The 19989-nt window shown below is 39.0% G+C and carries 17 protein-coding genes; 10 read left to right on the top strand and 7 right to left on the bottom strand.

The features are described from left to right. Positions 1–10 precede the first annotated feature (10 nt). Both PL9631_RS16035 and treY read right to left on the bottom strand, forming a co-directional pair. On the bottom strand, positions 11–1072 hold the full coding sequence (locus PL9631_RS16035; protein WP_083621824.1) for an SPFH domain-containing protein: 1062 nt from the start codon (positions 1070–1072) through the stop codon (positions 11–13). 125 nt (positions 1073–1197) lie between these two features. Continuing rightward, positions 1198–4002, bottom strand: coding sequence for a malto-oligosyltrehalose synthase (gene treY / locus PL9631_RS16030; RefSeq protein WP_083621822.1), 2805 nt, complete (start codon positions 4000–4002; stop codon positions 1198–1200). Between the two features lie 268 nt (positions 4003–4270). Here treY and PL9631_RS16025 point away from each other — a divergent pair, with 268 nt between their 5' ends. The 8 genes from PL9631_RS16025 (at position 4271) to PL9631_RS15990 (ending at position 11918) form a co-directional block, all read left to right on the top strand. Then, positions 4271–5503 carry a nucleotidyltransferase domain-containing protein gene (locus PL9631_RS16025; RefSeq protein ID WP_083621821.1) on the top strand — a complete coding sequence of 411 codons (1233 nt, stop codon included), beginning with the start codon at positions 4271–4273 and terminating at the stop codon, positions 5501–5503. A gap of 254 nt (positions 5504–5757) precedes the next feature. Then, positions 5758–6216: a PqqD family protein gene (locus tag PL9631_RS16020; RefSeq protein WP_083621819.1), complete on the top strand. Its 459-nt coding sequence runs from the start codon at positions 5758–5760 to the stop codon at positions 6214–6216. 69 nt (positions 6217–6285) lie between these two features. Further along, entirely contained in the window at positions 6286–7374 is a 1089-nt protein-coding gene (locus PL9631_RS16015; protein WP_083621817.1) for a hypothetical protein, read from the top strand. 3 nt (positions 7375–7377) lie between these two features. Further along, positions 7378–8151, top strand: a complete 774-nt coding sequence (locus PL9631_RS16010) for a glycosyltransferase family 2 protein (protein WP_083621815.1) — start codon at positions 7378–7380, stop codon at positions 8149–8151. Between the two features lie 55 nt (positions 8152–8206). Then, positions 8207–8905, top strand: coding sequence for a glycosyltransferase family 2 protein (locus PL9631_RS16005; protein ID WP_083621813.1), 699 nt, complete (start codon positions 8207–8209; stop codon positions 8903–8905). 4 nt (positions 8906–8909) lie between these two features. Continuing rightward, positions 8910–9824, top strand: a complete 915-nt coding sequence (locus PL9631_RS16000) for an SDR family NAD(P)-dependent oxidoreductase (protein ID WP_083621811.1) — start codon at positions 8910–8912, stop codon at positions 9822–9824. A 27-nt stretch (positions 9825–9851) separates the two neighbouring features. Continuing rightward, positions 9852–10799, top strand: coding sequence for an SMP-30/gluconolactonase/LRE family protein (locus PL9631_RS15995; RefSeq protein ID WP_083621810.1), 948 nt, complete (start codon positions 9852–9854; stop codon positions 10797–10799). An 18-nt stretch (positions 10800–10817) separates the two neighbouring features. Beyond that, positions 10818–11918 (top strand): nucleotidyltransferase family protein, encoded by a 1101-nt coding sequence (locus PL9631_RS15990; RefSeq protein ID WP_083621808.1) that lies wholly within the window; start codon positions 10818–10820, stop codon positions 11916–11918. 18 nt (positions 11919–11936) lie between these two features. Here the strand turns inward: PL9631_RS15990 and treZ are convergent, their stop codons facing one another. Next, positions 11937–13757 carry a malto-oligosyltrehalose trehalohydrolase gene (treZ, locus tag PL9631_RS15985; protein ID WP_083621806.1) on the bottom strand — a complete coding sequence of 607 codons (1821 nt, stop codon included), beginning with the start codon at positions 13755–13757 and terminating at the stop codon, positions 11937–11939. Positions 13758–13775: 18 nt separating this feature from the next. Then, complete coding sequence (locus PL9631_RS15980) at positions 13776–14846, bottom strand: DMT family transporter (protein WP_083621804.1); 1071 nt, start codon at positions 14844–14846, stop codon at positions 13776–13778. A 101-nt stretch (positions 14847–14947) separates the two neighbouring features. On the opposite strand from PL9631_RS15980, the gene sppA reads away from it, so the two are divergent. Further along, a complete protein-coding gene (sppA, locus tag PL9631_RS15975; protein WP_083621802.1) occupies positions 14948–15766 on the top strand; it encodes a signal peptide peptidase SppA in 819 nt (272 codons plus the stop codon). Between the two features lie 195 nt (positions 15767–15961). On the opposite strand, the gene PL9631_RS15970 is transcribed toward sppA, so the two are convergent. The 3 genes from PL9631_RS15970 to PL9631_RS15960 all read right to left on the bottom strand — a co-directional run bounded on the left by PL9631_RS15970 (position 15962) and on the right by PL9631_RS15960 (position 18229). Further along, a complete protein-coding gene (locus tag PL9631_RS15970; protein WP_083621800.1) occupies positions 15962–16939 on the bottom strand; it encodes a PrsW family intramembrane metalloprotease in 978 nt (325 codons plus the stop codon). A gap of 220 nt (positions 16940–17159) precedes the next feature. Next, positions 17160–17687: a dihydrofolate reductase family protein gene (locus PL9631_RS15965; RefSeq protein ID WP_083621798.1), complete on the bottom strand. Its 528-nt coding sequence runs from the start codon at positions 17685–17687 to the stop codon at positions 17160–17162. After that, positions 17684–18229 (bottom strand): NUDIX hydrolase, encoded by a 546-nt coding sequence (locus tag PL9631_RS15960; protein WP_083621796.1) that lies wholly within the window; start codon positions 18227–18229, stop codon positions 17684–17686. The genes PL9631_RS15965 and PL9631_RS15960 overlap by 4 nt, the downstream gene beginning before the upstream one ends. A 202-nt stretch (positions 18230–18431) precedes the next feature. On the opposite strand from PL9631_RS15960, the gene zwf reads away from it, so the two are divergent. Further along, complete coding sequence (gene zwf, locus PL9631_RS15955) at positions 18432–19961, top strand: glucose-6-phosphate dehydrogenase (protein WP_083621794.1); 1530 nt, start codon at positions 18432–18434, stop codon at positions 19959–19961. Positions 19962–19989: the final 28 nt, after the last annotated feature.

The raw sequence follows: 19989 nt of genomic DNA, 5'->3' as shown, positions 1-19989 counted from the left end.
CTGTTCTAGGTCACAACGCTGGCGGGGGCGGAGGCGGCAAGATTGCGACTAATTCTGGAATTTGGGCCGCGGCTGTCCAACCGGGGAGTCCCGAGTGCCAAACTAGGGTATCGCGTGTTAGTCCCTGCTGGCGCAGTTGGTCTGGGGTCAATGGCCCGACGGGTTGACCATTCTGGGCAATAAACCATTGAATGATGGGGGGAGGAGGGGCCGAAGCCGGGGTATTAAAGGTATTATTTAACTTTTGTGCCATTGCCATTCCCACCCCAAATTCTAAACCCATGTTACCCGAACCTGGATTTTTAGCCGATTCCTCAATGGCATTGGCGGCTTGATATTGGGCATAGTCTTGAAGATTGCCTAAAATTCCCATCGAAGACCGTTTATCAATGGCTTCTTCAACACTAGGAGGAACCGAAACATTTTCAATATATAATCCGGTGAGTTCGACCCCGATTTCTTGCATTTGGGGTTGAATTCCTTGGCGTACTTGTTCCCCAAAATCTGCATAATGGGAAGCAAAATTTAACAGGGGAATTTGAGCTTTTCCTAACCAAGATGCAAACTCGGTTATGATAATATTACGGAGATGATCTTGAACTTCATCGACTTGGAATAACCCATCTGTACTTACTAGGGTTTTTAATAAATTTCCCGGTTCATTAATCCGAATACTATAGTTTCCATAGGCACGAATCCGCACAACCCCAAAGTCTGCATCTCTCATGGGAATGGGGTTAGACGTTCCCCATTTTAAGTTAGTGAAGGTTTTGGTATTGACAAAATAAACTTCCGCTTTATAGGGAGAATTAAACCCATAGGGCCATGCTTTGAGGGTACTTAAAATGGGTAGGTTTTTCGTGTAAAGTTCGTAGGTTCCGGGTTGAAAAATATCGGCTATTTGCCCTTCATTCACAAAAATAGCTTGTTGTCCCGGTCGGACAATTAGTTTCGCTCCCTGTTTGATTTCGTTATTATAGCGCTGAAAACGGTAGATTATTGTGTCATTTGTAGAGTCAAGCCATTCGATAACGTCAATAAATTGACCTAAAATATTATCAAATAATCCCATGGATTTACCTCAAATTCGTCAGTGCAAACTGCTGATTATTCTATTATATAGCAATCCTCAATAGGTTGTAACACCTTAATACTGATATGAAAAAATCAGTATTATTACCCCTGTTCCCTATTCCCTCAATTATCTGTACATGAAGTTGCTAATAAAGCCACGGGAAATACTGTTAAAATATCTCCGATATTCAAGGAATGATTGCCTTTAATCCGTTGGTTTGTAATCATTTCTTTCCAATCATTTGTCCAATCTTTCGGTAATTTAATTGCCGTATCTTTCCAAATATTATTTCCTAAAGGAAACTGTTTGGGTTCGACTAAATTCGTTAAAAATCGAGGAACAATGGTAATCATAATCGTCTGACCATAGGTACGACCAAAGGCTAAAATATGTTCTCCATAGTCTCCCGTTACCTCTAAAGGAATGTAAGTACCCTGTTGATAAACTTCCAGATATTGTTGACGGATGGCTAACGCTTGAGTCGTTAAAAATAACTTAATCCTTCCATCTTCCGGCGTCTGTTTTAACTCCTCAATTAAAGATAAAATATTCTTTTGAGAACGGGTTTTAATTTCCTTGAGATATTTTATCCGTTTTTGATAATCAACCGGACGACGATTATCCGGGTCAACTAAACTAAAATCCCAAAGTTCTGTTCCTTGGTAAAAATCTGGTAAACCCGGGCTGGTAATTTTAATTAAGGTTTGGGAGAGAGAATTAAAGATTCCATAAAAGGCTATTTTTTGTTGAAAAGTTCTGAACTGTTGTAAAAACTTATTGTTCTCATAAGGATTCAAAATTTTATCAATAAAAGCTAGATAACCTTCCTCATAAACCGAGTCAGGACGTAACCAAGCCGTATGAAATTTTGCTTCTCGGACGGCTTTAATTGCAAACTGTTTAACCCGTTCTACAAATTCGGGATATTCAATTTCATCAAAGGGGTAAGAACCAATTAAATTTTGATACAAGAAATATTCATCATTCCCGTCAGGAATAATTCTTCCATCGGTTTCGGTTTTCTGTTCTCGGTTTAACGCCATCCAAGTTCTAACTTGGGCTTCCCATTCATCAGGAATTTCAGAAATAACGTTTAACCTGGCGCGTAAATCTTCACTGCGTTTTGTATCATGGGTTGAGGTGGTATTCAGGGTATGGGGCCAACTTTTTGCCCGTTTTTTATTAAATTGATGCAGGGTATCGGGACTAATTCCAAAGTGATTTGGTGCGCCACCGACTTCATTTAAAGAAACAAAACGGTTATAAACATAAAATAGGGTATCTTCCACTCCTTTTGCAGTTAATGGCCCGGAAAACTGTTGGAATTTCATCACAAAATGCAGCCATAACCGTTTGTTTTCATCACTTAAATAGGGGTCATATTCTAGTAAGAGAAACTTTTCAATTAAATTCAGTTCGTTAATCAGTTCAGGGTGTTTTCCTTTAGCTTCTTGAATCGCAAATTGCACATAATATCGATCGGCTTCGCTAACTTGTCCTTCATTAATATAGGTTCGATAGACTGGAAACCGGACTAATACTTCTAAAATAGCGGTTTGTAATCCATGTAAGGTTAAGTCTCGTCCGTAACGATATTGACCTGCGATTTGCTTGAGTAATTGGGCTAAATTATCGGCATCTCCGGCTAAGTTACGATTAGCAATTAAGCGTTTTTTGTTAATTAATAGTTGTTTAAAGGATACGGCTAAACCCGTTGCATCTCGATAAATTTGGCTAAACCGATCTTCATTTTTGGTTTGACAAAATAAACTATTAACATAAATTAAAAATTCATAACCGGAGGTTCCTTCAATTGGCCAAGGACTCAGTAAGTCTTCCTCAATTTCTAAAATTTTCTCGACGGTTAGATAAATATTTCCGACCTTTTCTCGAATAGATTGTAAGTATTGCAGGGGGTTATAGAGTCCATCAATATGATCAATTCTAAGTCCGGTAAATTTTCCCGATCTGACTAATTTAAAAATTAGATCATGGGTTTTATTAAATACTTTTTCATCTTCTACCTTGACACTAATTAATTCATTGACGGTAAAGAAGCGTCGATAGTTCAATTCTTCCGCGCCCACTTTCCAATAGGATAATCGAAAAATTTGTTCAGATAATAGTTTATCTAAAAAGTTAAAACTTTCAGCATCTCCGGTTTCCCCATTCAAATATTGAATATTTTCATCAATAATTTTTTTAATATCAGCGTTTTCTTGATACAATCCCCAGAGTAATCCTTTAGCAAATAGGGCTTGCGATCGCCGATCTTGACTGGAGGTTTCATTGGGAATATTTTTAAGAACATAAAGCACCCCTAAAAGTTTAATGACATTCGGGTGTCTTCGTCCTAATCTTTCTTCTAATTCTTTCAGGCGATGACTGACTAAATAAGTATAGGATTCAATTTTTAAGGGGAATTTTAGGTTATAATAATTTACACATAATTCTTCTTCTTCGTAGCTAATACTTAACTGTCTATTCTCTAAACAATTACCATAAAAATCCCCTAATAAGGGAGCTAAAACACGACCTTTAAAGTCAGCATGGGAATGTTTCCAGTCAATATCAAAAAAATCTAAATAATCGGAATCATAACCATATTGAAAAATATCAGTTAAATATTTATTTTGGCTATCATAGGCCATGTGATTAGGAACAATATCCTGTAACCATCCCATCCCCTGATTTTTAATTTCTTCCATTAATTGATCAAAATCTTCCGGGGTTCCTAATTCGGGGTTAAGTTGATTTTGATCAACAATATCATAGCCATGGGTACTTCCAATTCTGGCTTTAAAAATTGGAGACGCATACAGGTCGGAAATTCCCAATTCATGCAAATAATTAATAATTGCTTGAGCATGATTAAATGGGAAATCGCTATTAAACTGAATTCGATAGGTCGCTAGAGGAATTCGCATAATAATTTTGAGATAAAACTTTAGACAACACTTTAATTTTAACCTGGATTTTTGATTGGTGTTATCTATCTAAAGATTGAAGATGTTGTTTGGGCTGATAAATCTCAAATATTATGGGATTTTTTCAGGCTTGTCATATTAGAGATAATCTCAGCACTAATTGGGTTATATTCTAATCAGGGAATATCCGCATAGTTATTACTCGTAACTTGGGTTAACCAATAACCTGAAGTTATTAATCAATTTATAGCCAGACAAGTGGAGCCAAATGTTACTAAAATCATCTAGTTGGTCTTCGTTGGTGCAAATTTCGCCAGAATTAGAAATATTGCTAATTTGTGCTAACACTCAGGTAGACACCGAAAGCAGACAGCGACTGAAAAATCTACTACAAGAAAATATAGATTGGGCTGAGTTGATACAAATGGCAAATCAACATAAGGTGATGCCACTTTTATACTCGAATCTGAACGCGATTTGTCCTGAAATGGTTCCCAAACTAACTTTAAAAAAGTTAAAAATAGAGTTTCAGTTTAATACCCGTAAAAGCCTATTATTGAGTGGTGAACTGGTCAGATTGTTGAATTTGTTTGAAATACAAGGAATCCCAATTCTTCCTTTTAAGGGGCCTGTTTTAGCTGCTTCTGCCTATGGTAATTTGCTGCTGCGACAGTTCAGCGATTTAGATATTCTCATTCATTCTCAAGATATTGAACGGTCAAAGGCGCTGTTTTTATCTGAGGGATATGGGATGAAAATTGAGCGTGTTGAGTTAACACCGGAACAGGAAAAAGTGTTTTTGCAATCGGATCAAATCTATCAATTTGTCCGCGAAGCTGCCTATCCATTTCTTCACCCCCAGAAAGAAATATTGGTAGAACTTCACTGGGGAATTATGCCGAAGTATTTTTCTTTTCCTATTGATGATCAGGGGTTATGGGAAAACTTAGATTCTGTTGTTATTGCTGGAAAAACTATACCGAATTTAGCACCAGAAAATGCAGTATTAGCAATTACAGGACACGGAACTAAAGAGTGTTGGACACAACTGGCTCGCATCTGTGATTTAGCTGAATATATTCGCTCTCATCCCCAATTAGATTGGTCAAAATTAATTGAGAAAGCGACTCAGAAAGGCGGTCAACGAATGCTATTTTTAGGTCTAATACTTGCCCATAATCTTTTAGGAACAATTCTACCCCAGGATATTCTGCAAAAAATACAAGCCGATCCAGAGGTTGAATCCCTAGCTGATCAAGTATACAAGCAGCTTTGTTCTCAAGTCGATAGTTCGTTTAAAGATGGTTCAACGACCCGCTTTCATCTCAAAGTAAGAGAACAATTTCAAGATCGGGTGCGATACTTTTTGAAGGTTGCAATGACACCAACAACGACCGATTGGTTGGTACTTCCCTTAGCAAAATTTCCCGCTTTTATTTACTATCTACTGCGACCCCTGCGGTTAATAATAGAGCAGGTCGTCAAAAGAGTTAAGAAATAACTGAACATTGCTTCAATTTCCTAAAAGCTATTTGTGTATCATCTACCAACTTCTTAAAATAGGAATTTTGCTCCTTTAACTATTTAAAGGAGGGTAAGCATTTGGCTTTTTTAAATTCAGTCAAAATAAACAATATTTTTTTGCGAATCGAATCTAAAATTTACCTTAAATGAACTTGACATCTATCTAAGGAAAGACTATGATTAAGATAGTTAAATATCAATGAGTTAATCCACCTAAAAACCAGATCAGAAATGATAAATCCAGGCGAAAAATTTAATGCCAATACTCCGAAAGTTGTTCATGAAAGCATTGATGGTGAAGTTGTCGTCGTCAACTTGGAGCAGGGAGATTATTTTAGTTTAGTTAAAGTCGGTGCAGATATTTGGGACGGTTTGATTAGAGGTCTTTCGAGAGGCGATATTGTATCAGAAATCATTCAGCACTATGAGGGTGAGCACACCGTTATTGAAAATGCTGTTAACAATTTTATCGAACAATTACAGCAGGAAGAACTGATTGTTGTCAATACAAAAGATGCGGTAGAAAGCCAAAACAACGATAAAACTCAAACCATTCCTAATGAAGAAAAGTTGAACTTTGAACTTCCCAGCTTACAAAAATACACAGATATGGAAGAACTACTGGCTTTAGATCCCATTCATGAAGTTGACGAGCAAATCGGTTGGCCGAGTGCTAAAGTTGAAGCTTAATTCTTTCAAAAAAGGGAGGGGTTTTTCCTCCCAATTTTTTTATAATTATCGCTGAATCCCAAAAATCAGATGCTTACAAATACATTTGAAAATCCCGATCATTCTGCTCAAACTGCTCAGAAAGACCCTTTAGATTTTTTCAATACTGTTTATGAATTATATGAAAAAGCTGAGGTTTCTGCTGAGGGTTGTATTGACCGTTTTTACTGCATAGCAGGGTTTAAAATTCGGTTGCGGTTTGCAGGGGAAGCGTTAATTCCATACATGACCCCCGCTTTAGGACACTTAGAAACAGAACCCTTTTCAGATCCAGCACTTACAGTTTGTTTGTGGGATAGCGCCTCGACAAATACCGTAATGCCACCTCCACCTTGGCAGAGGAATCAACATCATCCCAAGCGCGGAGAAATTCACGGTTACAATAGCGATCGCATTCATACCAGTTTCCAATGGGGTGCTTTTGCGCTTAGTCTGTTAGATAGCGATCGCAATCTAGGAATTTATTGGGTTGAAACAACCGAACAAATTCCTTATTGGGAAAAAGGTTCGCCGCTACGGACAATTTTAAACGTCTGGATGAGTAAGCGCGGCATCCAGCTAGTTCATGCTGGTGCTGTCGGACTCCCATCAGGTGGCGTACTGCTAGTCGGAAAAGGAGGTTCTGGTAAATCGACAACAGCGTTAACTTGCCTGAATTCTCAGCTTTTTTATGCCAGCGACGATTACAGTCTCATCTCCCCCGAACCAACCCCGACGGTATTTAGCATCTACAACACGGGCAAAAAAAATGCCGATGATCTGGATAGATTACCATTTCTGGCCCAGGCTATTAGTAATAGCGATCGCCTTTCCGACGAAAAAGCACTTTATTTCATCCATGAACATTTCCCCGAAAAAATATTGATAAAATTCCCCATCCGTGCAGTTTTAATTCCCCGCATTACTGGTAAAACAGATACCTCCTTAACAGCTACCTCTGCTGCTGCTGCTTTAGCTTCACTCGTACCGAGTACCATGATTCAACTACCAGGTTCTGGTAAAGAATCTTGTCAAATTATGATGCAAGTTTTGCAAAAAGTTCCTGGTTATTATCTAGAACTCGGTACTGATTTAGAACAAATTTCTCAAGTAATTTTCGATCTCATTACAAAGCCATAAACAATGGAGAATCAACCATTATTCGTTAGCGTTATTATCCCCGTTTACAATGGAGAAAAATATCTATCCGAAGCAATTCAAAATGTCAAAAATCAGGATTATCAACCATTAGAAATCATTGTAATTGATGATGGTTCGACAGATAAAACTGCGGAAATAGCTGCCCAATTAAAAGACAGTATCCGCTATATTTATCAGGAAAATAGCGGGCCAGCAGCAGCGCGAAACCGTGGAATAAGTATGGCAAATGGGGATGTAATTGCCTTCTTGGATGTTGACGATTTATGGTCAGATGATAAACTGAAACTGCAAGTAAATTACTTAGTAGATAATCCCTCAGTAGAAATTGTCCAAGGATTAATCCAAAACCTGAAAAATTATCACTTGACAAATGACAATATAGCGATATTTGAAAAAGAGTATCATCCCTATAATTACATTAACTTAGGGAGCGGATTGTATCGTAAATTAGTTTTTGATAAAATTGGCTTATTTGATGAATCTCTACGCTACGCAGAAGATGTTGATTGGTTTATCAGAGCCTGGGAAAATAGTATATCTAAGGTTGTCTTAAAGCAGGTAACGCTGTTTTATCGAAAGCACCGGGAAAATATGACCGTGGGGAAAACTTTAACTGAGTTGGGGTTCGTTAGGATATTCAAAAAACATCTTGATAGGTGCAGAAAAAAAGGAACGTCTCCCAGTAGTTTATTGCCAGGAATGCCAACTATTAATGAATACTTGGGTGCGCCTCCTAACACTCCAAAAATATCTTAAAAAAAGCCAAATTTCCCCGACAAATTTTAACAATTAAGTGACAGGATATCTGCGAATGGAAAATAATTTTTTAGTCAGTGTCATTATTCCAGTTTATAACTGTGAAAAGTATCTAGCTGAAGCGATCGAAAGCGTACTAGCTCAAACCTATCAACCACTAGAAATTATTGTTGTAGACGATGGTTCAACTGATGGCAGTGCAGAAATAGCAAAGCGCTTTGGTACTACAGTGCAATACTGTTTTCAAGCCAATAGCGGTACGGCGGCGGCTCGTAATCGAGGCATAGAATTAGCCAAAGGCGATTTTTTTGCCTTTCTCGATGCAGATGACTTTTGGGTAGAAGATAAATTAACCAACCAAATGGCAGCATTTACAAATAACCCCAATCTTGATGTCGTATACGGACAGGTTCAACAGTTTATTAGTCCAGACTTGGCCGAGAATCTGAAAGCCAAACTACAGGTTTCTCCTAAATTAGTACCGGGACATATTCCTTCAGCATTGCTAATCAAACGGGATTCTTTTTTTCAAGTTGGCTTATTTGAAACTCAGTGGAAATTAGCCGAATTCGCTAGTTGGCAGGTGCGTGTTACAGAGCTAGGACTCCAGACGATGATGTTACCCGAATTAGTAGCCAAGCGGCGACTGCACGAAACCAATAAGGGAATTAAACAACGCGAATACCAAACTGAATATCTTCAGATTTTGAAAGTATCACTAGACCGCCGCCGCGCTAAAGGTCAAGATATTTAAACAGATGGCTAATATTAACATGAACTTCAAAACTCGACTAAACAACATCAAAACTCGTTTCAAAGCTGCATCTAAAGCCTTCCTTAATCCGATGCCTACTCTCAAACCAAAAGTTTTTGTCAAAACAGTAGAGCCTTTGGTAGTTTTAGATAATCAGCTTTTAGCCGGAAAAAATGTCTTGATTACCGGAGCAGCAAGAAATATTGGCAGAAGTATTGCTATTGAAATGGCTAAACAAGGCGCAAATATTTTTTTTACCGATATTGTGGAGGAAGAATGTTTAAACTTGGAAAAAGAATTAAATACCTATCCAGTTAAGGTGAAAAGCTTTGTTTCAGACATATCAAAGCCTGAAGATATTGATTATTTATATAGCATTTTGGACGAAAATAAAATCATAATTGATATTCTTGTCAATAATGTAGGCATTCAATTTGAAACAATTGGGATCAATAACTTGAATTTGGGAGAATGGCAAAAAACTTTTCAAACCAATATATTTGGGCCGATGTACCTCACCAAACTTATCGCCAAAATGATGGTAAGTAATTCTATTCAGGGTGCTATTATTTTTCTGACTTCTATACACCAAGAAATACTTGTTCGCTGGCCTAGTTATAGTTCTTCAAAAGCAGCATTAGGAATGATTATTAAAGAATTAGCGGTAGAATTTTCTCCCTACGGAATCAGAGTAAATGGAATTGCTCCCGGTTGGGTGGCAGAGGACGAGAAAGGAAACCCTTTAGATCATGAATATACCCTATTACATAAGTGTTCGATCGCTCCTTGTTATATTGGTAGAGCGGCTGTTTATCTAGCTTCTGACTATTTTTCCCAGTTTACTACTGGAAGCATCATTAAAATTGATGGGGGATTGTCATTGTACAATTATCGTGTATTTCAGCATCCACCTAAATAAAAACACTGTTTATTTGCCTAAAATATCATGTTAAGTATCGCCAAATGGGTCAAAAAACAGATAAAACGACTCGGTTCGACTTTTCCCAAAAAATCTGCATCGGGTCGATTAGAAGCCAAATCTCAAGCGTTTAGAAATCTCTTTCCTCAGAAAGTAAAGATCGATCGCGTAGCAACCGGATTTCAATTTACTGAAGGGCCAGTTTGGTTCGCAGCAGAAAACTATCTTCTATTTAGCGATATTCCTGCTAACAAAATTTTCCAACTGACTACTGATGGTAAGTTAACTATCTTCAGAGAACCTAGTAATAATTCCAACGGTTTGACTAGAGATAAACAGGGACGATTAATTGCTTGCGAACACGGTACACGCCGAGTTACCCGCACCGAAAAAGACGGTACAATTACTATTTTAGCCGATCAATTTCAAGGCAAAAAACTTAATAGTCCTAATGATGTTATTGTTAAAAGTAACGGTGCAATTTATTTTACCGATCCTCCCTATGGAATTAAACCAGAACAACAGGAACAACCCATCCAAGGAGTTTATTTAATTACGCCGGATCATAATCAAATAATTCTCCTAGCCGATGATTTTTATAAACCCAATGGTCTAGCATTTTCACCCGATGAAAAACAGCTTTATATTGATGATTCCCAATGCCGTCATATCCGAGTTTTTGATGTCGAAATTGATGGTACATTGGCTAATAGTCGTGTTTTTCACGATATGAATATCGAGGAACCTGGTTCACCGGATGGGATGAAAATTGATGTGCAGGGAAACATCTATTGTACCGGAGCCGGGGGCGTGTGGGTGTTTGATTGTCAAGGCAATCATTTAGGAACAATTGTCACTCCAGAACGACCCGCAAATTGTGCTTGGGGAGATGAAGATGGGCAAAGTCTTTATATCACGGCTAAGACTTCAATTTACAGGATTAGAGTTAATATTCCCGGTATTCAAGTGCCTTAATTAATCAGACATAAAACCATGAATTTTAATCCCAGTCAAGAGCAACAATTACTTTTGCAAGTCGCACTTTTACAAGGTGAAGCAGCAATTAATCCCTGGCAAAAATGGAAAACATTAGTCAATATTGACGATGTAGATCAAGAATCCTATCAGTTATTACCGTTACTCTATCGCAATTTATCGGCTCATAATATCACCGATCCATATATTGGTAGACTCAAGGGGGTTTCCCGTCGTAGCTGGGTTGAAAATCAAGTTTGGTTTCAAAAAATTCGCTCTATTTTAGGTTCTTTTCAAGAGTCGGATATTAAAATAATGATGCTTAAAGATCCCGCTTTAAATTTGCATTACTATCAAAATTATAGTCTAAGATCAATCAATCATCTCGATTTTTTGATTAAGTCAAAAGATGTTTTAACTGCAACAAAATTATTACAAAAATTGGGTTGGACAGCCCTAGGAAAAATGTATGATCCTACTGTGCCTTTTAGTCATTATATTGGATTTGAAAATGAATCTAAGCAATATTTAAGTCTGCGCTGGCATCTTTTCGCTGATGGCTTTAATGAAAATGCGGAAACCGAGTTTTGGCAAAGTGCAATATTAACTCAAGTCAGCGATTTTCCTGTTTATTTGTTATGTGCAACTGACCAATTATTTTATTCCTGTGTGTTTGGAGGATTAACTAATTCAATTTCGCCTATTAGTCGGTTAGCTGATGCGGCGATCACTATTCAGTCATACCCATCTGAAATTGATAGAAACCGACTACTAAGATTAGCTGAAAAATACCGCTTTATTTTACTTTTAAAAATGAGAATAATGCAGTTACGGGAAATTCTCAATTTACCGATCTCCTCCTCAATTTTATCCGATCTCGAAAATTTGTCAATTTCTAAATTTGAAGATCAAGAATATCAGATGATAATAGGTGAAAAAAATACAGGATTAGATCGTTTAAAAATCAGATATTTCCAGTATTCCAGAACAGTCAATACGGATGATTTTAACCTATTAAATTTTATCAGTTATCTCCAATATATTTGGGGTTTAGAAAGTTTATGGCAAGTGCCAATACAAGCTATTATTCGAGGAATTAATAGACAGATATCTCGTTAGAATTGCTCAAACTAACCATTAAGTTTTATATAAAACAAAACTTTCGGGAACTAAGGTTAATGCTTCAGAATTAGTTAAATTTTGGGGTAAATTTGATCCTGAACCCAGCCATTTTTGATCGTTAGAATCAAAGCATTTTTCCCAATTTTTTCCCACTAAATCAGGACTATAGGAAACTGAATTTTTACTAAAATTCATCACACAGAAAACCTGATGATCTTCAAACCAACGGCGGAAATATAATAATTTATTTTCCTCTATGCACTTGACTTCTTGATGGGTGCGATCGCGTAATTTCAAAGCCGGAATATTCCGCCGTAATCTAATCAATTTTTGATATAATTCCCATAATACTTGATGTTTGCCTTCCCGTTTTAATTGCCAATTTAACTTACATTGCTCAAAGGTTTCTCGACTTTGAGGATCGGGGGCTTCTCCCTCCAGATGAAACGCTTCAAATTCCTGCTTTCTTCCCTTTCGGACAGCAGCAATTAAATCTGGATCAGAGTGACTAATAAAATATTGAAAATATGCAGGTTCTCCATATTCTTCCCCCATAAATAATAGGGGAATATAGGGCGATAACAACACCGTTGCAGCCGCTAATTTCAGGGCATTATAGGAGACTAAAGCCGTTAATCTTTCCCCTAATAAACGATTACCAATTTGGTCATGATTTTGACTAAAAACTAAAAAATGATCGGGAGGACAATCTACGGCTGACTGTCCATGTAAACGTTTACGGTTAGGGGAATAATCCCAAGTATAAATAAAGCTTTCTCGGTAAGATTTTGCTAACTGTTCACAGAGCCCATAATCCTGATAGTATCCGATATTTTCACCCGTTAAAAGCGTATGAACAGCATGGTGAAAATCATCACACCAATGCACATCCAAACCATAGCCTCCTACGGCTTTTGAACGGATTAATTTAGCATCGTTTAAATCCGTTTCAGCCATTAAATAAAACTGCCTTCCTTGCTGTTGAGAAAGTTGATTTACTTGTTCAGCTAATTCCTGTAAAATATGTTTAGCACCAAGATCAAAAATATTATCAGCCGCATCCAATCGTAGGGCATCAATATGAAACTCTCTTAACCAATAGAGGGCATTTTCAATAATAAAATTCCTCACGCCCTGACAATAGGCTTGGTCATAATTAATCGCTGAACCCCAAGGAGTTCGATAGAAGTCTGTAAAATAGGGGCCGAATTGTGCGATATAATTTCCTTCTGGGCCAAAGTGATTATAAACCACATCTAAAATCACCGCCATGCCCTGTTGATGGCAAGCATTTACTAACTGTTTTAACCCTTCTACTCCCCCATAGGAATTTTGAGGAGCATAGAGATAGGTGCCATCATAACCCCAATTGCGCTCGCCCGGAAACTGACCAATGGGCATTAATTCAATCGCATTAATTCCTAACTCTAATAACTCCGAAATTCGGGGAATAATTTCGGTAAATGTTCCCTCTGGGGTAAAGGTTCCAACGTGCAGTTCATAAACAATTAATTCATCTAAGGAAATACTTTTCCAGTCGTGATCCTGCCAAACAAACCTATTTTGATCAATCACTTCTGAGGCTTGATGAACTCCATCAGGTTGAGAATAGGAAGCGGGATCAGGATGGGTAGCATTGCCATCTAATTGATAAAAATAACGGCTTCCTGGAGGGATATTATCAACCGTTGTACTCCAATATCCTTGTTCATCAGGTTCTAAATCAATTAACCGTTCTTCGGGGGATAGAATCTTAACAGCAACCCTTTGACGCAAAGGCGACCACACGCGAAATTCACAGCAGTTGTTGCCTAAATAATTTGCACCGATTGTCATGAGAAATTTTGGGGTTAACTACATCTTGGGGTGTAGAGAGGCGCTTTGGCTAGTCTCTACCTCATGAATTTCTACAGATAACTCAAGGGAATTTGCCTGGGTGGGTTCGGATGGAGTGAAATCCTGAGAACCTTTTAATTTAAACTTTTCGGCTAAGGTTTCCCGTTGATTCACCAAATAGATACTCACTAATGTCAAACAGACACCCAATGATTGTAACGGACTGAGGACTTCTTGTAAAAAGAAATTTCCAAATAAGAGGGCAAAAACGGGGGTGAGAAACGTCAGAGAACTAAGGCTAGTCAGGCTTCCACTAGATGCAAAATAGAAAAATAATCCGTAGGAGATGGCACTGCCAAACACCGTAGAATAGCCCATGGCGACCCAACCGGAAAGATCAATATTTTGCCATTGTTGAGTTTCTGAAATAGCCGATAACCCGAATAGGGGTAAACCCCCAATAATCATGTGCCATCCCGTTCCCACCACCGGATCAGCATAGCGACAAACCCACCGCACTAATACTGTGCCGACGGCCATAGAAAGGGCGGCTAATAACATTAATAATTGCCCACTATTAAACAGTTGAGAAATATCAATAGAAGTGGTTAATAATTCCGAATTAAGTAACCCTAAAATCCAATCATCGGGTAAACCAATAAAACTAATTCCAATAATCCCAATAGCTAACCCTAACCAGCCCCAAAATCCAATGGTTTCTTGAAATAACCATAAGGATAAAATTGCCACGGCTAGGGGTTGGGAGTCGATCATCACCGATCCTAACCCGGCCCCAGTCCTGACTAACCCCTGGGCTAAAAATCCTTGAAATAGGGTCGCATCCACTAACCCAAAAATTGAGATCCACAGCCAAGCCTGCCAGCCTTTGGGTTGGGGACGTCCCGACAATATCCCCGCCAAGATGACCAAAACCCCTGCGGGAACTAACCGGACTCCCGCCATAAAAAACGGTGTGGTTTGGGGTAGGAGTCCCTTCATCGCCACCATCGCCGTCCCCCAAAAGAAGAAGGGAGCAATTAATAATAGGGGTTGAAAGGGCAATTTTGCTGGGGTTTGGGGTTGCTGCATTCGCTTCTCCATTGAGGTTGAGTTAGGAGGGATGAAAATTATGTACTTTTATTAAGTCGTTTATATCATATTATTAATTTTATACAGTTCTGTCATTACCCATGATTTGGCCATTTAAACCTCGATATCGCAAACAAATCGCCCGCATAGAAATTAATGGCGCCATTGGGTCAGAGACCCGCAAACGGGTGTTAGAAGACCTAAAAACCGTGGAAGAACGGAAATTTCCCGCCCTATTATTGAGAATTGATAGCCCCGGGGGAACCGTTGGCGACTCCCAAGAGATTTATAGTGCCCTGAAACGGTTACAGAAAAAAGTCAAAATTGTGGCGAGTTTTGGTAATATTTCTGCCTCCGGGGGTGTTTATATTGGCATGGGAGCCGAACATATTGTGGCTAACCCAGGTACAATTACCGGAAGTATTGGAGTAATTTTAAGAGGTAATAATATAGAGCGCTTATTAGAAAAAATTGGTGTCTCTTTTAAGGTAATTAAGTCAGGGCCCTATAAAGATATTTTGTCTTTTGATCGAGAATTAACTGAACCCGAACAACATATTTTACAAGAATTAATTGATACCAGTTATCAACAATTTGTGCAAACCGTGGCTGAGTCTCGGAACTTGAGTCATGACACCGTGAGGAGTTTTGCGGATGGTCGGATTTTTACCGGACAACAGGCGGTGGAATTGGGAATAGTAGACCGTTTAGGAACGGAAGAAGATGCTCGCTGTTGGGCGGCAGAATTAGTTAAACTAGATCCCAAGAAAACCGAGTGTTTCACCTTTGAAAAACCCAAACCTTTTCTAAGTAGATTAACCGGGAGTAATTTAACTCCAAATAGCATTATTGCGGCTAACCGTTGGCTAGAATTTGAGTTATCTACCAGTGGTTTACCCCTGTGGATGTACCGACCATAATCAGTCATCAGTTAACAGTTATCAGTTAACAGTTATTAGTTAATATTTGTAGGGCTGGGTTCATCAAGATTTAGGTGATTAAAAAGATCTAAAACAACCCGCCTGTACCATATCGGGTTATCCATTCAGACCCCATCTACTATATCAAAATCAAAACTTGATGGGGTCTAATTAATCATCCGATATTAAATCAAATTAAATCAAATTTTCAGGTGATTCTTTGACCTGTATTTGCTGGGAAATTTCTTTCCCTTTCAAAATAGCTGCCATTAAAAACGCATAGGATATGGCTCCAACAGTTGCTAAAATAACTAAACTGTCTGCGGTTGAATTCCACAGCGCGTGTAAGGTAGCAGAGGTGAGATAACCCACGCCTAAAATTTGCCAGCGAGAGCGGGGATAGATAACACTTAAACCAATAAAATAACCGAAGTAACCACTGTAGGCAATATGTCCGGCAATGGAACCTAAAATCCGGGGAATTAATAATTGTAACCCCGCTAAATAACCCACCCCTAAACCCAGTAATCCTTCCCCCAAAAGTTCAGTCACATTTTCTACCGTTCCCGGTACATATTGAGCTAGGGTTTCAAATAAAGTAAAACCCACACCCGATGCTGTTCCTAATAAAATTCCATCCAAAGGTTCCCAAACTCCCACTTGTTGTCGTTTAGGAGAACGTAATTTATATCCTAACCAAAGACAACCAAATACAGGTAATGCTTTGAGTAATTCTTCCATTAATCCAGCACCAAAAAACATTTTGATAAATAGATTAATAAAACCAATTGATTCTGATTCGGGAATTTGACCGGGAAGAATTCCTCGAAATACAAAAATAAATAGGCTGAGAATCGGAGTTGTTAAAATGATGCAAGTTGTTAAGCCCGAAGCGAATAATACCCACCAAGGTTTGGGTTTTCCACATAACCGATAGATAAAATAAAATGCAGCCCCCGATATATAAACTGCTACCAGCCATTCATATAAATTAGGGATGCCAACGGACGTAAACATTAACACAACAAATACCACCGTGATAATACCCGGAATTAAATAGGCTTCCTGTACTAAATAGGGTTTCATTGAAGTAATCGGAATCAGTTCTCCTTGATTTGGAGAACGACGATTAGATGAAGAACTTAAATTCTCATTTGGAACTGGGTTAGTCATAGGTTATCTAGGATGTAAACCGATAGAACATCCCAGAGAATACAACAAAAACACACATTTATCTATGTTCCTAATAAAAAGGGAACAGGGAACAGGGAACAGGGAACAGGGAACAGGGAACAGGGAATAGGGAATAGAAATAATACTTATGGCTGTTTCATATTAGTATTAAAATACTACAACCTATTTAGGATTGCTATAGTTAATAGATAGTTGATAGTTAATGGTGATCAACATTTAAATCATAAGATACCTGTAATAATCCAGAAGGATAGGTTTTTACCTGTTTTAATTCTAGGGAAATTTCTAAATTTGGATCGGAAATTATTAACGGAATTCCACTCCCTAAAATCAGGGGGTGAATGGACAAAATTAATTCATCAATCCAACCTTGTCGGAGAAATTCATGGATTAATTGACCTCCTCCTACAATCCAAATATCTTGACCTGGAGATTGACGGAGGGATTCAATAAAATTTTTACAATCTCCGCTAATGAATTCTACATGATTAGTTTTTGTCCCTTGCTCAGATTTGGAAAAGACAAACCCCTTTTTTTCGGGATAGGGATATTCTCCAAAGGTTAGAACTTGCTGATATGTTTTACGACCCATCAAAACCGTATCAATTTGATCATAAAATTCCGTATAACCATAATCCGCATCGGTGAATAACCAATCGATTTCGCCCGAAGTTCTGGCAATATATCCATCTAAACTCGATGCAATAAACAAGCGTATTTTTCTCATGATTGCTTCAAATAATTTAAACCCAAAAATAGAGCCACCACCGAACCCGCCACACAAATTTCTCCAGCTTGAATTTTTTCTAACACCCCATCTATCGGAATCAAAACTACTTGAATATCTTCCGTAATATCTAAAGAAGTTTGAGTTAATAGTTTAACCGGATTGGCTAAAAATAAATGCACAGAATTAGTATCTTTAACCGGATTATCATATAAGGTTGCGAGTTTAACTATCGACTCCGCAACATAACCCGTTTCTTCGGTTAATTCTCTTAACGCTGCGGCTTCTGGAGTTTCCTGTTCGGGATTAAAAGCCCCGGCGGGTAATTCTAATAAAATTTGTTCCACTCCATGACGATATTGACGGACAAAGACAATTTCCTGTTGTTCGGTAATGGGTAAAACCAAAGCAATATCCGGTCGAATGTGAATAAAGAAATCATCAATAATTGTTCCATTGGGTAACTCAACCCTATCCTGTCTAATTCTGCACCAAAGATGATCAAAAACAAAATAGGATTTGAGTCGTTTCCATTTTTGCATCAGTTTAATTTGGGTTGGGGTGGAAATCCTGCACCGCTTAATCTTAAATTAAACAAAAATTTTCCCAGATTAAAGACGATCAATAGTAAAAATTATTTTAATAATCGGGAAATATTTTTGGCCAACCCAATGGGATAAACGTGCTACTTTATCCCTAGAGTCCACCAAAAAGATAAGTGAGCGAAAGCTAATAGGAACAGACATGGTAACACTGATTGAAAATCCCTTGCGGGTAGGACTGCAACAAGATCGAATTCCCGAAGCCCAGATTTTAGTAATTTTTGGTGCATCGGGAGACTTAACCCAACGGAAATTGGTTCCAGCCCTCTATCAGATGAAATTAGAGCGCAAACTTCCCCCTGAAATCAGCATTGTCGGGGTTGCCCGTCGGGAATGGAGCCACGAATTCTTCCGTGAACATCTGCGGGAAGGAGTCGAAGAATTTGGCGGCGGTTTATATTCCCAAGCCCTTTGGGACGACTTCGCCCAGGGGATTTTTTATTGTTCGGGGAATATGGATGAACCCGAAAGTTACCAAAAACTCAAAGCCTTTTTAGAGGAAGTTGATGAACAGCGCCGCACCCGGGGAAACCGAGTCTTTTATTTATCCGTAGCCCCGCGTTTTTTTGCAGAAGCCATTCAACAATTGGGTGGAGCCGGAATGCTCCCAGACCCGAAAAAACAGCGTTTAGTCATCGAAAAACCCTTTGGTCGAGATTTAGGTTCGGCCCAAATTCTCAACCGGGTGGTGCGTCAAGTTTGTTCGGAAGAACAGGTCTATCGGATTGACCATTATTTGGGGAAAGAAACCGTCCAAAACCTGATGGTATTTCGGTTTGGTAATGCGATTTTTGAGCCGCTGTGGAACCGTCAATTTGTCGATCACGTCCAAATTACCGTGGCCGAAACCGTGGGTTTAGAAGGACGGGCGGGCTATTACGAAACCTCCGGGGCGCTGCGGGATATGGTGCAAAACCACCTGATGCAGTTATTTTCCCTGACGGCGATGGAACCCCCCAACTCCCTGGACGCCGATAGTATTCGCAACGAAAAAGTTAAGGTGGTGCAAGCAACCCACCTGGCTGATACTAATTTTTTAGAATATTCTGCGGTACGGGGACAATATACCCCCGGTTGGATGAATGGCCAACAGGTTCCGGGGTATCGTTCGGAGGACGGAGCGGCCCTGGAGTCCATCACCCCAACCTATGCCGCCTTAAAATTTTATATTGATAACTGGCGATGGAAAGGCGTTCCGTTCTATCTGAGAACCGGAAAACGAATGCCGAAAAAAGTTACCGAAATTGCCATTCAATTTAAAGAAGTACCCTTTTTAATGTTCCAGTCGGCGGCAAAACAGGCTAACCCGAACGTTTTGGTTTTGAGAATTCAACCGAATGAGGGAATTTCCATGCGCTTTGAGGTGAAAACCCCCGGAAATTCTCTGCGGACTCGTTCCGTTGATATGGATTTTCGTTATGATACGGCTTTTGGTAAACCTAATACAGATGCCTACGCCCGTTTGTTGATTGACTGTATGTTAGGAGATCAAACCCTGTTTACCCGAGGGGATGAAGTCGAAGCCTCTTGGCAAGCCCTCACCCCGGTTTTAGACGTTTGGGACGCTCCAGCCCCAGCCGAGTCCATCCCGCTCTATGAAGCCGGAACTTGGGGGCCAGTGGAATCGGAAATTCTGCTAAACAGGGATGGCCGCCGTTGGAGAAGATTGTAGGGGAGTAGGGGAGCAGGGGGAGCAGGGG

It is taken from the genome of Planktothrix paucivesiculata PCC 9631, from assembly GCF_900009265.2.
Lineage (GTDB): Bacteria > Cyanobacteriota > Cyanobacteriia > Cyanobacteriales > Microcoleaceae > Planktothrix > Planktothrix paucivesiculata.
This window is presented reverse-complemented; position numbering and strand designations above follow the sequence as displayed.

Coding starts and splice junctions, on each gene's coding strand:
- PL9631_RS15965 (WP_083621798.1), bottom strand. CDS start 17,687: ATGAGAAAAATACGCTTGTTTATTGCATCGAGTTTAGATGGATATATT.
- PL9631_RS16025 (WP_083621821.1), top strand. CDS start 4,271: ATGTTACTAAAATCATCTAGTTGGTCTTCGTTGGTGCAAATTTCGCCA.
- PL9631_RS16020 (WP_083621819.1), top strand. CDS start 5,758: ATGATAAATCCAGGCGAAAAATTTAATGCCAATACTCCGAAAGTTGTT.
- PL9631_RS16005 (WP_083621813.1), top strand. CDS start 8,207: ATGGAAAATAATTTTTTAGTCAGTGTCATTATTCCAGTTTATAACTGT.
- PL9631_RS16000 (WP_083621811.1), top strand. CDS start 8,910: ATGGCTAATATTAACATGAACTTCAAAACTCGACTAAACAACATCAAA.
- zwf (WP_083621794.1), top strand. CDS start 18,432: ATGGTAACACTGATTGAAAATCCCTTGCGGGTAGGACTGCAACAAGAT.
- PL9631_RS15960 (WP_083621796.1), bottom strand. CDS start 18,229: ATGCAAAAATGGAAACGACTCAAATCCTATTTTGTTTTTGATCATCTT.
- PL9631_RS15970 (WP_083621800.1), bottom strand. CDS start 16,939: ATGACTAACCCAGTTCCAAATGAGAATTTAAGTTCTTCATCTAATCGT.
- PL9631_RS16010 (WP_083621815.1), top strand. CDS start 7,378: ATGGAGAATCAACCATTATTCGTTAGCGTTATTATCCCCGTTTACAAT.
- PL9631_RS15995 (WP_083621810.1), top strand. CDS start 9,852: ATGTTAAGTATCGCCAAATGGGTCAAAAAACAGATAAAACGACTCGGT.
- PL9631_RS16015 (WP_083621817.1), top strand. CDS start 6,286: ATGCTTACAAATACATTTGAAAATCCCGATCATTCTGCTCAAACTGCT.
- treY (WP_083621822.1), bottom strand. CDS start 4,002: ATGCGAATTCCTCTAGCGACCTATCGAATTCAGTTTAATAGCGATTTC.
- sppA (WP_083621802.1), top strand. CDS start 14,948: ATGATTTGGCCATTTAAACCTCGATATCGCAAACAAATCGCCCGCATA.
- PL9631_RS15980 (WP_083621804.1), bottom strand. CDS start 14,846: ATGCAGCAACCCCAAACCCCAGCAAAATTGCCCTTTCAACCCCTATTA.
- PL9631_RS16035 (WP_083621824.1), bottom strand. CDS start 1,072: ATGGGATTATTTGATAATATTTTAGGTCAATTTATTGACGTTATCGAA.
- treZ (WP_083621806.1), bottom strand. CDS start 13,757: ATGACAATCGGTGCAAATTATTTAGGCAACAACTGCTGTGAATTTCGC.
- PL9631_RS15990 (WP_083621808.1), top strand. CDS start 10,818: ATGAATTTTAATCCCAGTCAAGAGCAACAATTACTTTTGCAAGTCGCA.